The following is a 12269-nucleotide window of genomic DNA, read 5'->3' as shown; positions in this document are numbered from 1 at the left end:
CGAGCCTACGGCGCCGCGGCAGTTTCCCGGGGGACCGTGACGACCGCGCCGCGGGCCGCCCCCATCATCAGGATCCCCATGGCCGCCAGGAAGGCGAACCCGGCGAACCACACCCAGGTCCCCACCGATCCGTAGTCGACCGTGTGTGTCCCGGCGTCCGTGACCACCACGCTCAGGATGATCAGGCCGCCGGCCGCGATCCAGGTGATCCCGGCCCCCAGCAGCTCCTGGCGGTGGGCGCGCCGGGCCATCATCAACGGACCTACCGCGGCGGTCACGAAGACCGCGGCGTACAGCTGCCCGTGGAGGCGGTCGACCGGCCACGGCCAGAACTTGGCCAGGGCTACGGGGGCGATCACCAGGGCCACGCCGTACGCTCCCAGCACCAGGGCCTGCGCCACCAGCACGCGCTGGACGCCCCGGCGGAGGGGCCGGCCACCGGTGGGGAGGCCGCCGCACCGGTACCAGGCCACGGCGGTGGAGAGGGGCAGCAGGCCGTACAGCGCGAACCAGGCCCACGCCCCCCACCGATCGAAGGAGAACCGGTCGAGGTGGAAGAGCGACACCACCAGCACCATGGCCGTGAACACGACCGACATGCCGTGGATGACCCGCCACAGCGCCCAGCGGCCGACGACGGTCGTCACGGCGGCGCCCACCGCGGCTCCCAGGTAGAAGCCGCCGATGAACCGGGCGTTGAACGGCGTCAGGGTCCAGGGCCAGATGGACTGGGCGAAGCCGGTGTCGAAGAACATCGTGGCGCCGGTAGCGGCGAGGATGGCCGTCTGGGCGGCGGAGATCAGCCGGAGCGGAACGGGGACCGGCGGGTTCTCGCGCTGCTCCAATGTCCGACCTCTCGACTCGGGACGCGGCGGAGCGTACCCCGCACGCAGCGGAAGGCGGTAGCCGAGGACGCCGCCCGCTCTACACTCTGGGACATGGACGTGTGGGACGTGCTGGGGAAACGCTCCTCGTCCGACCAGTTCGTGGTGGTGGGCGGCGTGAAGGCGGCGGACGCGGACATGGCCCTGCTCCTGGCCCGCGAGACCCATTTCCGCCACAAGGAGGGTGTGGCGTACGCGGTGCGCCGGCGGGGCTCGGACGAAGTGCACGAGGGGCCCTATCCCGGAGACGAGCTGGGCGGCGTGACCGACCGTTCCTACCGGCGGCAGGAGGCGTACACGGGGGTGGGGGCCAAGCTGAAACGGATCCAGGCCGAGATGGCGCGCCGCGGCGTGGTGGTCGAAGCGCCCCGGCCGGTGCGGCGGTCACAGAGCCGCGCCGAGCACGAGGCGGCGGCGGCCGCCGCCGGGGAGGCCTGATCGAGATGGCCGGCGACCCCCGTTTGGTGCTTCTGTTCGCGGTGGCGGACGACGAGCTGGTGCTGGGGCACCGCCACGCCGAGTGGACGGGGTGGGCGCCGCACATCGAGGAGGACCTGGCGTTCTCCTCGATCGCGCAGGACGAGATGGCGCACGCCCGGCTGCTGTACGGGCTGGCCGGCTCCCTGACCGGCCGGAGCGAGGACTCGCTCGCGTTCGGGCGCGCGCCCGAGGAGTATCGCCACGCGGTCCTGTGCGAGCGTCCCAACGGCGATTGGGGCTACACGCTGGCTCGGCAATACCTGTACGACACCGCGGACGCGGTCCGGCTGGAGGCGCTGGCGGGCTCCTCATGGACGGAGCTGGCAGAGCTGGTGACGGTCATCCAGCTCGAGGAGAAGTACCACCTCGACCACGGCCGGGCCTGGTTCGAGCGTCTGGCCGCCGGGCCGCTCGAGGCCCGGAACCGGTTCGCCTCCGGACTGGCCGCGGCCCTGGCCGAGGCCGTGGCGCTGTTCGAGCCGCTGCCCGATGAGCTCGTGCTGGTGGACGAAGGCGTGCTCCCGCGGCCGTCGGAGGAGCTGCTGGCCGCGTGGCTGCGCCCGCTGGGGGAAGCCCTCGAGGCGGCCTCGCTCGACTACGTGCTCGAGCACCACGGGCCCATCGGGGGCGAGATGGTCCCGACCTCGAGCGGGGAGATCGTCGCCGACGCCGACGAGCTCCAGGCACCCGGCCTGGTCCGGCGGGACGGCGTGTGGTTGCACGAGGGCGGATTCGCCGGGGCCGGAGGACGGCAGGGCAAGCACTCTGATGATTTCATGCCGCTGTGGGAGGAGATGACGGGGCTGCATCGGGCACACCCGGGGGCGAGATGGTGACCCAAGTGAAGGCCATCGAGCTCGCGGTGTGGGAGGCGCTGGCCGGGGTCCACGACCCGGAGATCCCCCCGCTCGCCATCACCGACCTCGGGATCGTGAAGGAGGTGCGGGTCGAGGAGGACCGGGTCGAGGTCGACCTCCTGCCCACCTTCGTCGGCTGTCCCGCGCTCGACGCCATCCGGGAGGATGCGACGCGGGCGGCGCTCGACGTCGCGGGGGACCGGGAGGTCACCGTTCGGTTCGTGTTCTCACCGCCCTGGACCAGCGATCGCATCACGCCGGAGGGACGCGAAGCGCTGCGGTCCTACGGCCTCACGCCGCCGGGCGAAAGCGGCCACCGCACGACGTTCATTCCGCTGGCGTCCCTGGAGCGCACCGAGGGCGGGATGACCTGTCCGTTCTGCGGCAGCGACCACACCGTTCTGGAGAGCGCCTTCGGGCCGACGCTATGCCGGACCACGCACTTCTGCCGGTCCTGCCGCAACGCGTTCGAGGGGTTCAAGCCGAAGCTCGCCGGCTGAGCCGGCCCTGGTTCGCCCCGCGAGCCTTGGGCTACCCTCCGTCGAAATGGTGGACCTACCGACCGGGACCGTCACGTTCCTGTTCACGGACATCGAGGGTTCCACGCGCCTGCTCCAGGAGCTGGGCTCCGGGTACACCGAGCTGCTGGAACAGCATCGCCAGATCGTTCGGGCGGCGTGCCGGGCCCACGACGGGGTCGAGTTCGGGACCGAGGGCGACGCGCACTTTGTCGTGTTCCCGAGCGCGACGGAAGCCGTTGGGGCGGCCCTGGACGCCCAGCGAGGACTGGCCGCCCATCCCTGGCCGAGGGGGGGCCGGATCAAGGTTCGGATGGGCCTGCACACGGGCGAGGGGACGCTGGTCGCGGGCAACTACGTCGGGATCGACGTGCATCGCGCGGCCAGGATCGCCGCCGCGGGCCACGGCGGTCAGGTCCTGCTCTCGGCCACCACCAGCGCGCTGGTCGAAGGGACCCTCCCCGAGGGGGTCAGGCTCCTGGACCTCGGACAGCACCAGCTGAAGGACCTGGAGCAGGCCGAGCACATCTCGCAGCTCGTCGCCCCCGGCCTGCCGGCGGACTTCCCGCCCATCCGGTCCATGGACGAGCGCCCGAACAACCTCCCGGCCGAGCTCACGACGTTCGTGGGCCGGGAGGCCGAGATGGTCTCCGTCATGGAATTGCTCCGGGCCAACCGGCTGGTGACCCTGACGGGGCCGGGAGGGACCGGGAAGACGCGGCTGGCCCTGCACGTCGCGTCCCGCGTCCTCCATCATTTCGTGGACGGGGTGTTCTTCGTTCCGCTGGCCTCGATCGGGGATCCCTCCCTGGTGGTCTCCACCATCGCCGAGGCCCTCGGAGTCAAGGAGATGGGCGTGCGCCCCATCGAGGAGATCCTGAAGCAGCACCTGGAGCCCAGGGAGATGCTCCTGGTGCTCGACAACTTCGAACAGATCCTCCCCGCGGCCACGTCCATCACCGAGTTCCTGCAGGCCGCCCCCCTGCTCAAGGCCCTGGTCACCAGCCAGGCCGTCCTGCACGTGAGCGGGGAGCAGGAGTTCCCGGTGGCCCCGCTCGCCCTTCCGGACCCCCTGCACCTTCCGGAGCTCGGCGTGCTGTCCCAGTACGACGCGGTGGCGCTGTTCATCCAGCGGGCCCGGTCGGTGAGCCCGACGTTCAGCGTGACCAACGAGAACGCGCCCGCAGTGGCGGAGATCTGCGCTCGCCTGGACGGCCTGCCGCTGGCCATCGAGCTGGCCGCGGCCCGGAGCAAGCTCCTGCCTCCCGAGGCGCTGCTCCGGCGGCTCCGGGAGGGCCTGACCGTCCTCCGGTCCGGGTCGCGGGACCTTCCGGCCCGCCAGCAGACCCTCCGCCACGCCATCGCCTGGAGCCACGACCTCCTTCGGCCCGACGAACAGGCGCTGTTCCGGCGACTGGCCATCTTCGTCCGGGGCTGGACTGTCCAGGCCGCGGAAGCGGTGGTGGACGCGGACGGCGATATGTCCACCGACGTCCTCGACGCGCTCGAGGGCCTGGTGGACAGGAGCCTGGTCCGCCAGGAGCCCCAGGCCGAAGGCGAGCCCCGCTTCTGGATGCTGGGGACCATCCGCGCGTTCGCCCTGGAGCGGCTGGAGACGAGTGGCGAACGGCCGGAACTGGCTCGCCGCCACGGGTCGCACTTCCTGGCCCTGGCGGAGGAAGCCGAGCCTCAGCTCACGGGCAGCGTGCAGGGGGAGTGGTTGGACCGACTGGAGCGGGAGCACGACAACCTCCGGGCGGCCCTCCGCTTCCTGGTGGACGCCGGCGACGCCGGCCCGGCCCTGCGCATGGCCGGGGCGCTGTGGCGGTTCTGGCACTTCCGGGGGCACCTCAGCGAGGGCCGGGCATGGCTGGGCGAGGCGCTGGCGATGCCGGCGGCGACCGAGCAGCAGGGTCCCCGCGCGAAGGCCCTCCAGGGCATGGCCGGGCTGGCGTACTGGCAGCGCGACTACGAAGCGTCCAGCCGGGCCTACGAGGAGGCGCTCCAGCTGTGCCGGGCCGGGGGGGATCCCGAGGACACGGCCACGGCCCTGTACAACCTTGCGTTCTCCCTGGGCGCGGAGCGCAAGCCCGAGCGGGCCCGGGACCTGCTGGCCGAGAGCCGGGCGCTGTACGAGGCTGCCGGGAACCAGCGCGGTGTGGCCTACACCGGCCTCCTCCTGGAGACCATCCATCAGATGCTGGGCGAATGGGAGCGGAGCCTGTCGATGGCGGATGAGATCATCCAGGCGTTCCGGGACTTCGGGGACCGGTGGGGCCTCGCCAACACACTGCATGGCCTGGGCGACGCGCTGCGAGAGGAGGGCGACGTGCCCGGCGCCGCCGCTGCCTTCGGCGAGGCGCTGCGGATCTTCGACGAGGCGGGCGACGTGGCGGCCGTGGCCATGGTCCTCGGGGGCCTGGCCGTCCTGGCCGCCCGGGCCGGCGACGGCGAGACCGCGGCGGTGCTGAGTGGGGCCTGGGAGGCGCTGGAAGAGCAGGTCGGAGGGGGTGCCCCCGAGGCCCTCCGAGGGTTCGATGATCCCGCGGTCCTCATCCGCCCCCTGCTGGACGAGGCGACCTTCGTCCGGAAGTGGGCCCGGGGACGCTCCATGACCAGGGACGACGCCGTCCGTCTGGCCCTGCGGTGGATCGATTCCAGGACGGTGTCCACGCCCCCATCGGCGAAAGAGGACAATCGCGCCCGGAGTTGAACCTCCTCGAGGCTCGAGTCCCCGGGAGGGTGCGACCGTGCCGAAGCCGATGATCTCGCTCCGCAACGTCTCCAAGCAGTTCCAGCAGTCCGGGGGGGCGGCGGTGAACGACCTCACCCTGGACGTCCACGAGGGCGAGACCGTGGTCCTGGTGGGCCCCTCGGGCTGCGGCAAGACCACCACCATGAAGATGATCAACCGGCTCATCGAGCCGACGTCGGGCTCGATCCACGTGGACGGCCGGGACGTCATGGACCAGGATCCCGTGGAGCTCCGCCGACGGATCGGCTACGTCATCCAGTCCATCGGGCTGCTCCCGCACCGCACCGTGCAGCAGAACATTGCCACGGTCCCCGGGCTGGTGGGGTGGGACGACGCCCGCAGCAGGAAGCGGGTCGACGAGCTGGTCGAGATCTTCGACCTGGACCGGGAGCTGCTGCCCCGGTATCCGTCGGAGCTGTCCGGGGGCCAGCAGCAGCGGGTCGGCGTGGCCCGCGCGCTTGCGGCCGACCCCCCGGTGATGCTCATGGACGAGCCGTTCGCGGCCGTGGACCCCATCGTCCGGGCCCGCCTTCAGGACGAGTTCCTGGGGATCCAGCGGCGCCTCCGCAAGACCATCGTGTTCGTGACCCACGACATCGACGAGGCGATCAAGATGGCCGACCGGATCGCCATCCTGAACCGGGGGGCGAAGGTGGAACAGTACGCCTCCCCCGAGGAGATCCTTCGCGCGCCGGCCAGCCCGTTCGTCCAGGACTTCGTGGGAGCCGAGCGGGGCCTGAAGCGCCTAGCGCTGATCCCCGTGTCCGCGATCGAGGTCGAGCCCGGGCCGGTCATCCCCCCGACGGCGACCGCCGAGGAGGCACGCGGGGCCATCCGGGAGGGCGGGTTCGGCTGGGTCAGCGTGGTCGAGGACGGCGAGCTGCTCGGCTGGATTGACGAGTCGTCGCTGGACGGCGCGGCCACCGCGAGGGACGCCAACCCCCGGAGGTTCAGCGCCTACGTCACGGCGAAGGACTCGCTGCGTCAGGCCCTGGACTCCATCGTCACCTCGTCCACAAACGTGGCCGTGGTGGTGAGCGAGGGCCAGCGCTACCTGGGGATCCTCACCCTGGACCGGCTGTCCCGGGAGATCACGCAGTGAAAGCGAGCGCCGGGTGATCGCGCCGGCGGGGCTCGGGCTCGCCGGCCAGCCGTTCATCGACTGGGGCTGGATCGGCCGCAATGGCGACACCATCTTCCGGGCCTTCCTCCAGCACCTCGAGTACACGGTGATCGCGGTGGGGGTGGGGTTCCTGATCTCGTTCCCGCTGGCCGTGGCGGCGCACCGGCGCCGGTGGCTGTACCCACCCCTCACCTGGCTCACCGGGTTCCTGTACACGATCCCGAGCCTGGCCCTGTTCGTGCTGCTGATCCCGTTCACCGGCCTCTCCGCGGTCACCGCCGAGATCGGCTTGGTCAGCTACACGCTGCTGATCCTGATCCGGAACATCGTCACCGGGCTCCGCGGCGTCCCGGACGACGTGAAGGAAGCGGCCAGGGGCATGGGCTACACGGAGCGACAGCTGCTGGCCAGGGTGGAGCTGCCGCTGGCCCTGCCGGCCATCGCCGCGGGGATCCGCATCGCCACGGTGACCACGATCGGCCTGGTCACGGTCACGGCTCTCATCGGCAAGGGCGGGCTGGGCCTGCTCATCTACGAGGGACTTCGGGACTCGTTCGCCACGGCCGCCCTCACCGGGACGGTGCTGTGCGTCGCGCTGGCCATCGCCGCCGACTCGTTGCTGCTGGTGGGCCAGCGGGCCATCACGCCATGGTCTCCCCGCCGGGGACGGGTGCCGGCCTGATGCACGCGTTCGTCCAGCTGTGGCACTGGCTCACCACCGCCAGTCACTGGTCCGGCCCCTGCGAGCCGCTGAACTGCCCCATCCCGACGCGGGTCCTCCAGCACGTGGAGCTCTCGCTGCTCGGGGTGGCCATCGCCATGGCGGTCGCACTTCCCGTCGGGATGCTCATCGGCCACACGCGGCGCGGCGAGTTCCTGGCGGTGTCCATCGCCAACCTGGGCCGGGCCATCCCCTCGTTCGCCATCCTGTCGCTGGTGTTCCTGATCATGCTCCAGGTGAAGCCCAAGCTCAGCTTCGGCTTCGTCCCCACGGTGATCGCGCTGTTCCTGCTGGCCATCCCGCCCATCCTCACGAACACCTACGTGGGGATCCAGGGGGTCGATCCGGACACCGTGGAGGCCGCGCGAGGGGTGGGCATGACGGAGCGCGAGGTCCTGGTGCGGCTGGAGCTGCCGCTGGCCGCCCCGCTCATCATCGCCGGCCTGCGAACGGCGGCCGTCCAGGTCGTGGCCACGGCCACGCTGGCCGCCGTGATCGGCGGCGGAGGCCTGGGTCGCTACATCGTGGACGGGTTCGCGGTGAACGACGACACCATGGTCCTGGCCGGGGCCGTCCTGGTGGCAGCGCTGGCCATCCTCACCGAGCTGGCCTTCGCGGGGTTCGAGCGGATCGCCACCCCGAGGTTCTCCCAGCGGGGGCGCCGGCGGCCGGAGGTGGAGCCCGAGCCCGCGGCCGCGTTCAAGTCGGCCTGAGGGCCGGACGCGCCGTAACGCCTTGGCGTGTCGGCGGACTGGGATAGGGTGATGCGCAGCGGCGCCCGGATCGCGGGCGCCACGGACCCGGAGAGGGGGGAAGAAAACCCATGCGGAAGCACCGCAAGCTTGCCCTCGGGGCGGCGGCGCTCGCGCTCACGCTGCTGGCCGCGGCGTGCGGCAAGAGCTCGCCGGGTGGGGGCGGCACCGGCAAGGCGTGCAACGACCCCGTCACGGTAGGCGTGTCGGGCGACTACGCCGAGAGCCAGATCATGGCCGAGCTGTACGGGCAGATCCTGGCGGCGAACGGGTGCACGGTGTCCTACCAGCTCCATCTGGGGACCCGGGAGATCTCGGACAAGGCCCTGGAGAGCGGGAAGATCGACATCAAACCCGAGTACGTGGCCTACGAGCTGCCGGCCCTGGACCCGAACGCCGACACCAGCGGGACGGCGGACCAGGTGGCGGCGCGCCTGAAGCCCCTGGTGGAGAAGAAGGGCTGGGAGCTGCTCGACTTCACGCCAGCCAACGACACGAACGCGTTCGTGGTCACCAAGGCCACGGCCGACAAGTACAGCCTGACCACGATGAGCGACCTGGCCAAGGTGGCCGGGCAGCTGACGCTGGGCGGGCCGCCCGAGTGCCCGCAGCGGCCGTTCTGCATCCCCGGCCTGAAGTCCACGTACGGGATCGAATTCGGCAAGTTCCAGCCCATCGGGGCCTGCGACTCGGCCACTGCGAATGCTCTCGTCAGCGGGGCGGTGGACGTGGCACTCCTGTGCTCCACGCAATCGATCATCGCCAAGGAAGGTTTGGTCGTCCTCCAAGACGACAAGAACCTCCAGGCGGCCGGGAACATCGCGCCGATCGTGAAGAAGGGCGTGCTGACCTCCTCGGGAGAGGACCTCCTGAACAAGGTCAGTGCGGGGATCGAGGACGCCACCATCACCGGCCTGTCGGAGAAGGTCGAGATCGAGCACCAGGACCCGGCCGACGTGGCCAAGGCCTACCTATCGGATCAAGGACTGACCTAGCTCCGGGGTTCCACGCACGGTGGGGGGCTCGCCTTCTGGGGCGGGCCCCTCACTTCGTGTTCGTGGCCACCGGGGAGGGCGCCGGCGGGCGATAGGGGGCTGGATTGGTGAGCAGGCCCGAGCCGATCCCCGACAGCAGCAGGACGAACAGCACCGCGCCGGCCACCAGCAGCGTGAGGATCACCCGGTCGAAGGTCGAACGGCGCCCGGCCATGCTCAGAACTGGATGCCCTGGGTCCGGAAGAACCACAGGGCGCTGGTCGCCCAGATCACGACCAGCGCCGTGAACAGGGAACCGCCCATGACCGGGAGCGCCCACTTTGGCATGCGCCGGGAGTTCACCACCAGCACCTTCGTGGCGAGCCCGCCGAAGAAGAAGCATCCGAAGACCCCGTGGACCAGGATCCGGGTCCCGGCCTGGAACTGGAACCCCAGCGCCCACAGGCAGTGGTAGGCCACCGGGATCGTGAGCAGGAACGCCACCGTGCCCGACAACCGGTGGGCGGTGGGGACCCACCGGGGTCCCCGCTGCCGCCCGAGCTTTCCGTACATCCGGAGCCCGGTGAGGCCCTGAAACGCGGCCAGCGAGACGGCCGCCGTCGCCAACCACACCTTGAGGGTCAGGGTGTTCGTGAAGAACAGCGTGACCAGGCTCCGCCCGGTCGGGTCGTGAGCCCGTCCGTACAGTCCGAGGCTCAGGGCGACCAGCGCCCCGACGGCGAGCCACAGCGCGAACCGGGCCCGGCCGCGAGACCGGGCCGGGCGTGCAGGCGCTGCGGTGCTCGGCGCCGGCGTCGCGCTCGCTTCGGGCTCCATCGCTAACAGTACGCGCAACGGGTTCCGGCGGACTTCGGCATCGCTACTCCCCCTGGGCCGCAGCTCCCACGTACCGCTCGCCGGCCCGGACCTCCACGTCGAGGCGGTTGGGCGGCGGGGCCAGTGGGCAGGCCCACCGCGGATCGTACGCGCACGAGGGGTTGTAGGCGAAGTTGAAGTCCAGGACCAGGCGACCGTCCTCGGCGCCGAGGTCCGAGCCCTTCACCGTGTCGAGCAGGTACCGGCCCGCTCCGTAGGTCTCCCGGCCTGCCGTGGCGTCGCGGAACGGCAGGAACACGCCCCCGCCGTAGCCCTCCAGCCAGTAGGCCTCCAGGGCCAGGTCGCGGCCGTAGAGCGAGAACCGGGCCACGCCGAACCGGGTGAACCCGTACGTCCCGCCGTCGCTGGTGCCGATCTCGTAGTGCTCCGGCTCCGCCGGTTCCACGTCGGCCAGCACGCGGGCGGCCGGGTCGTGGTCGAAGTACGGCAGGCCCGCGAACGAGGCCCGGGCCTCCGGCGGGATGGGGGACTGGGAGTGGGAGGCGAACAGCTCGTCGCGGACCGAACGCCACCGTCGCCACGCGCCCTCGTCGCCATCGGCCGCCCGGACCTCCGCGTACAGCTCGAACACCCGGCGCTTCCAGTCCAGCAGGTCCAGGAGGTCGCCGGCCGGGAGGGTCACGTCTCGGTCGCCCGATCGCCCCCGGCCCCGGCCTGCGCGGCGCCGGCGGTGACCTCGCGCTCGGCCAGGCAGCCGCCGCACGGGACGGGAACGGGCTCGACCTGTTCGGGACGCAGCGGAGCGGCTCGCCGGGGCGGGTTCTTGATCCCGACGGCGTTCACCACCGCCCCCGCCAGCAGCAGCCCGGCCCCCAGGTACATGGCCAGATGGAACGAGTCGGTGGAAGCCTCCCGGGCGGCGACCCGTTCCTGCTGCGACGGGTGGTCCGAGGGCTGGTTCAGCGGCGCGAACTGCTGGCGGACCTTCTCGGACCCCGGGTTCAGGCCCGGCACTCGGGACGCCAGCCCGTGGTAGAAGCTCGCCGCGATGGCCACGAAGATGACCGCCCCGGCCAGCTGCGGCCCCACCCGCGAGATGGCGTTGTTGACCGCGGAGGCCACGCCGGAGTTGTGCTCCGGCACCGAGGTCATCAGCGCCGTGGTGAGCGGCGCGACCATGATGCAGATGCCGATCCCGAACAGGATCAGGCCGGGCAGGAAGTCGGTGAAGTAGCTGGACGGCGGCAGGATGCGCCCACTCGTTCCCGTGGTCAGCACCCAGGGCGTGCTGTGGGCGGGCACCCGCGCGTACCACAGCACCCCCAGCGCCATGATCACCGGCCCCACGGACATGAACAGCCGGGGGCCGTACCGGGCCGCCAGCTTCCCGAAGCGCGTCGAGAACAGGGCCAGGAACAGGGTGCCCGGAACCCCGGCGACCCCCGCGGCGGCGGCGTTGTACCCCAGGGTCCCCTGGAGGAACAGCGTCAGGAAATAGAAGGTCACGTACAGGGCGCCGTAGATCAGCAGGGTGGAGATGTTGGTCACGGTGAAGTTCCGGGAACGGAACAGCGACAGCGGCACCAGCGGATGCTCCATGCGGGCTTCCAGGAACGGGAAGGCCACCGCGGCCACGGCGCCCACCGCCAGGGCGATGTACGCGGCAGAGTCGTGCCAGTTCCGCTGCTGCCCCCGGATGGCCCCGAACGCCAGCCCGCCGACGGCCAGCGCCACGACCGCGGCGCCGATCCAGTCGAACTTCCGGACCATGTCCTCGTCCCGGGACTCGTGGACGTGGCGCACGGTCGCGTAGTACGCCAGCAGGATGAGCGGGACGTTGATGAAGAACACGGCCCGCCAGGAGATCGAGTCGACCAGCACGCCGCCCAGGAACGGCCCCAGGATCGTGGTGGCCGCGGACGCGCCGGCCCACACCCCGAACGCTCGCCCCAGCTCCTCGCCGTCGAAGGTCGAGGTGATGAGGGCCAGGGCGCCGGGGACCAGCAGGGCCCCGGTGGCTCCCTGGAGGATCCGGAACAGGATGAGGAGCTCCATGTTCGGGGCCAGGCCGCACAGCACCGAGGTGACCCCGAACCCGGCCAGCCCGAGGGCGAACATCCGCTTGCGGCCGTAGTAGTCGCTGAGGGCCCCCGCCAGGATCAGCAGGGCCGACAGCGTGAGGAGGTAGCCGTTGTAGACGTAGGTCTGGCCCTCAAGGGTGCTGAACAGGCTGCTGTGGAGGTCCTGTCCGATCTTGGGCAGGGCCACGTTGACCACCGTCGAGTCGAGGAACACGATGCCCGATCCCAGGACGGCCGCGAACAGGGTCCAGCGCTTGGTGGTGGCGTCCGCGGCGATCGTTGCCATG

General features: G+C 71.3%; 13 protein-coding genes. 8 read left to right on the top strand and 5 right to left on the bottom strand.

The genetic code is table 11. From position 1 onward, the window contains the following. Positions 1-5: 5 nt before the first annotated feature. A complete protein-coding gene (locus tag M3Q23_02075) occupies positions 6-845 on the bottom strand; it encodes a hypothetical protein (GenBank protein ID MDP9340899.1) in 840 nt (279 codons plus the stop codon). A 93-nt stretch (positions 846-938) separates the two neighbouring features. Between M3Q23_02075 and M3Q23_02070 the strand changes: the two genes are divergently transcribed. The 8 genes from M3Q23_02070 to M3Q23_02035 all read left to right on the top strand — a co-directional run bounded on the left by M3Q23_02070 (position 939) and on the right by M3Q23_02035 (position 9085). Beyond that, complete coding sequence (locus tag M3Q23_02070; GenBank protein ID MDP9340898.1) at positions 939-1322, top strand: hypothetical protein; 384 nt, start codon at positions 939-941, stop codon at positions 1320-1322. A gap of 5 nt (positions 1323-1327) precedes the next feature. Next, complete coding sequence (gene paaC, locus M3Q23_02065; GenBank protein ID MDP9340897.1) at positions 1328-2200, top strand: phenylacetate-CoA oxygenase subunit PaaC; 873 nt, start codon at positions 1328-1330, stop codon at positions 2198-2200. A 5-nt stretch (positions 2201-2205) separates the two neighbouring features. Then, entirely contained in the window at positions 2206-2721 is a 516-nt protein-coding gene (gene paaJ, locus M3Q23_02060) for a phenylacetate-CoA oxygenase subunit PaaJ (GenBank protein MDP9340896.1), read from the top strand. A 46-nt stretch (positions 2722-2767) separates the two neighbouring features. Beyond that, positions 2768-5452, top strand: a complete 2685-nt coding sequence (locus M3Q23_02055; GenBank protein MDP9340895.1) for a tetratricopeptide repeat protein — start codon at positions 2768-2770, stop codon at positions 5450-5452. A gap of 37 nt (positions 5453-5489) precedes the next feature. After that, a complete protein-coding gene (locus M3Q23_02050) occupies positions 5490-6596 on the top strand; it encodes an ABC transporter ATP-binding protein (GenBank protein ID MDP9340894.1) in 1107 nt (368 codons plus the stop codon). Positions 6597-6609: 13 nt separating this feature from the next. Continuing rightward, entirely contained in the window at positions 6610-7299 is a 690-nt protein-coding gene (locus M3Q23_02045) for an ABC transporter permease (GenBank protein MDP9340893.1), read from the top strand. After that, on the top strand, positions 7266-8051 hold the full coding sequence (locus tag M3Q23_02040) for an ABC transporter permease (GenBank protein ID MDP9340892.1): 786 nt from the start codon (positions 7266-7268) through the stop codon (positions 8049-8051). Before M3Q23_02045 ends, M3Q23_02040 begins: the two co-directional genes overlap by 34 nt. A 110-nt stretch (positions 8052-8161) precedes the next feature. Next, positions 8162-9085, top strand: coding sequence for an ABC transporter substrate-binding protein (locus M3Q23_02035; protein ID MDP9340891.1), 924 nt, complete (start codon positions 8162-8164; stop codon positions 9083-9085). A 49-nt stretch (positions 9086-9134) separates the two neighbouring features. On the opposite strand, the gene M3Q23_02030 is transcribed toward M3Q23_02035, so the two are convergent. Genes M3Q23_02030 through M3Q23_02015 form a run of 4 tightly spaced genes read right to left on the bottom strand, consistent with a single transcriptional unit; the run spans position 9135 to position 12268 of the window. Continuing rightward, positions 9135-9299, bottom strand: coding sequence for a hypothetical protein (locus tag M3Q23_02030; protein ID MDP9340890.1), 165 nt, complete (start codon positions 9297-9299; stop codon positions 9135-9137). A gap of 2 nt (positions 9300-9301) precedes the next feature. Further along, on the bottom strand, positions 9302-9901 hold the full coding sequence (locus M3Q23_02025; protein ID MDP9340889.1) for a DUF6529 family protein: 600 nt from the start codon (positions 9899-9901) through the stop codon (positions 9302-9304). Positions 9902-9944: 43 nt separating this feature from the next. Beyond that, complete coding sequence (locus tag M3Q23_02020; GenBank protein MDP9340888.1) at positions 9945-10583, bottom strand: DUF1684 domain-containing protein; 639 nt, start codon at positions 10581-10583, stop codon at positions 9945-9947. Continuing rightward, a complete protein-coding gene (locus M3Q23_02015) occupies positions 10580-12268 on the bottom strand; it encodes an MFS transporter (protein ID MDP9340887.1) in 1689 nt (562 codons plus the stop codon). The genes M3Q23_02020 and M3Q23_02015 overlap by 4 nt, the downstream gene beginning before the upstream one ends. Between the last annotated feature and the right edge of the window lies 1 nt (position 12269).

Source organism: Actinomycetota bacterium (assembly GCA_030774015.1).
Classification (GTDB): domain Bacteria; phylum Actinomycetota; class UBA4738; order UBA4738; family JACQTL01; genus JALYLZ01.
Note: the sequence above shows the minus strand (reverse complement) of the source record. Positions and strands in the feature narration are given on the sequence as shown.

What these genes read in the sequence shown, in the direction of transcription:
- M3Q23_02055 (MDP9340895.1), top strand. Translation starts at nt 2,768, where the DNA reads ATGGTGGACCTACCGACCGGGACCGTCACGTTCCTGTTCACGGACATC.
- paaC (MDP9340897.1), top strand. Translation starts at nt 1,328, where the DNA reads ATGGCCGGCGACCCCCGTTTGGTGCTTCTGTTCGCGGTGGCGGACGAC.
- M3Q23_02025 (MDP9340889.1), bottom strand. Translation starts at nt 9,901, where the DNA reads ATGGAGCCCGAAGCGAGCGCGACGCCGGCGCCGAGCACCGCAGCGCCT.
- M3Q23_02015 (MDP9340887.1), bottom strand. Translation starts at nt 12,268, where the DNA reads ATGGCAACGATCGCCGCGGACGCCACCACCAAGCGCTGGACCCTGTTC.
- M3Q23_02035 (MDP9340891.1), top strand. Translation starts at nt 8,162, where the DNA reads ATGCGGAAGCACCGCAAGCTTGCCCTCGGGGCGGCGGCGCTCGCGCTC.
- M3Q23_02030 (MDP9340890.1), bottom strand. Translation starts at nt 9,299, where the DNA reads ATGGCCGGGCGCCGTTCGACCTTCGACCGGGTGATCCTCACGCTGCTG.
- M3Q23_02040 (MDP9340892.1), top strand. Translation starts at nt 7,266, where the DNA reads ATGGTCTCCCCGCCGGGGACGGGTGCCGGCCTGATGCACGCGTTCGTC.
- M3Q23_02070 (MDP9340898.1), top strand. Translation starts at nt 939, where the DNA reads ATGGACGTGTGGGACGTGCTGGGGAAACGCTCCTCGTCCGACCAGTTC.